This is a genomic window from Endozoicomonas atrinae (assembly GCF_001647025.1).
Taxonomy (GTDB): domain Bacteria; phylum Pseudomonadota; class Gammaproteobacteria; order Pseudomonadales; family Endozoicomonadaceae; genus Endozoicomonas; species Endozoicomonas atrinae.
Genome location: NZ_LUKQ02000524.1, coordinates 1 through 1,686, shown reverse-complemented (window position 1 = coordinate 1,686; position 1,686 = coordinate 1). Strand labels below are relative to the sequence as shown.

The window sequence follows — 1,686 nt, the reverse complement described above, 5'->3', positions numbered from 1 at the left end:
CGCTGACGGACAATGATTGCCACAAAAGGGAGATCGCCGGTTATGATGAGCATCGAAAAATACACCCAGAAAGACGGTCAAACCGGTTGGCTTGCGCATATCTCCCAGAAAAAGCGGAATCGTAAATTTTGTGCTCTGACCCGTCGCTTCAGCTCAGCACAATATGGCGATGCGGCTTTTCAGAAAGCCCTGGCTTGGGCGGAGGATAACCAGAATCTAAGTGCGCACTCCTGATGTAACCAGCCTGCGACCGAGCGCCAGAGCAGTCTCGTCAATGCGTCTGGCTGCTCTTTATTGCATGGTCATGCAACGCTGTTTAATTCAATACTCCACGCAGCTGTTCAATAAAGGCATCAATACAGTTCTGGCATTCATCGTTATCAATGCAGTATCGGACGTTGTAGACCGGTGCATTATCTGCCTCCAGCAACGTGCGTTGAGTGACCTCTATTTTACTGTCGGGCCGTTTCTCCTTGCAGATATGGCAAGTCCAGGCAAGTGCCTCGCCGGTCAGATTATCAAAGATCAGGTAGTCGCGCTGAATCCGTTGGTGGGTATCCAGCTCATCAAAGGTTTCAAAACAGCCGGTCCAGTCGTGGCCATGATGGGTTTCCATTAACTGGCGGGCATCATCGCGGGTGGGCGCCGTAATACGCACATAGCCCGGGTAATCGGGGTGGTCTGCACCTAAAGAGAGGTAATAATTATTCATCTTTGTTTCCTCAACAATGGTGGGAGCTTGATGTGTGGAGCTTTGTACTGAACCACACTTAAATGCTGGCAGAGAAAACAGCTGCAATACCTTATTGTGCTAGTGAGCTGAACGAAACTCTTCGTTAAAGTCCCTCGCCATGGCCTGGAGGCTGACCGATAATAGTACCCGTAGCGAGGAAAACAGAAAATTTTCAGACCAATTTTCTGGCTCCGCAGTAGGGCAGTCCATTCCCGGTCAGCACTCCTAGTGCTATGACTCGTCACTTTATCTTTATGTCCTTTAGGGTATTGTCTTTCAGCTCAGTTCACCAAGCATAAATTTGATGGGTATTACTTTCTGAGTTTTGTATAGACCACACTGTTATCACTGCCGTAAGGGTTGGGCACATAGTCGTCTGCGTTATGGTCGTTCTCCCAGATGGTCTCATCCAGCAGATAACGGAAATGGAGGGCTTTGTTGCCGGGCAGTTTTACTTTGGTGCGGAAGGCGTTTTCTTTCTTGTGGTATTTCATGGAGACGGGTTGCCACTGGCTAAAATCCGCAACCAGCGACACGGACTTGATGCCCGGTTGAGCAAACTCAAACGTCACTTCGGTTTCCGCTGTTTTTTTGATCGTTTTTTTCTTCAGCATGGCCAATCAATCCTCAAGGTTTTCACGGCGTGAAAAACTACGTTACAGCGATCACTAACCGTGGGCAAATGAATGTTGGTAATTCCGATTTTTACCGACCTTGAGTGGTGCGATCCGTTCTTTCTTGAGTAATGATTGCTGAAATATGCAAAGAAATGCAATTTTTTGTATTGTAATCCTTATGTATGCTGTTTACGATGTTTTCTGGGCAAGCAGTTTTCTTCTCAAACATTACGGAACCCAGTCACATGGACGTAGATTTGGAAGCAGCTGTAGCAGACGGCACTGGCAAGCCTCAACAGGAAACAGACAGGTTAAGTTCACGGAAGGTCAATGGGG

The 1,686-nt window shown here is 47.7% G+C and carries 3 protein-coding genes; 1 reads left to right on the top strand and 2 read right to left on the bottom strand.

Going from position 1 to position 1,686, the window contains the following annotated elements; translation table 11 throughout:
• Positions 1-42: 42 nt before the first annotated feature.
• The gene (locus AK963_RS28685) at positions 43-234 is read left to right on the top strand and encodes a hypothetical protein (RefSeq protein WP_066018691.1); all 192 of its coding nucleotides are present in this window, start codon (positions 43-45) and stop codon (positions 232-234) included.
• Positions 235-316: 82 nt separating this feature from the next.
• On the opposite strand, the gene AK963_RS28680 is transcribed toward AK963_RS28685, so the two are convergent.
• Both AK963_RS28680 and AK963_RS28675 read right to left on the bottom strand, forming a co-directional pair.
• Complete coding sequence (locus AK963_RS28680; protein ID WP_139117759.1) at positions 317-712, bottom strand: hypothetical protein; 396 nt, start codon at positions 710-712, stop codon at positions 317-319.
• A 332-nt stretch (positions 713-1,044) separates the two neighbouring features.
• Positions 1,045-1,347, bottom strand: a complete 303-nt coding sequence (locus AK963_RS28675) for an isoamylase early set domain-containing protein (RefSeq protein WP_066018689.1) — start codon at positions 1,345-1,347, stop codon at positions 1,045-1,047.
• Positions 1,348-1,686: the final 339 nt, after the last annotated feature.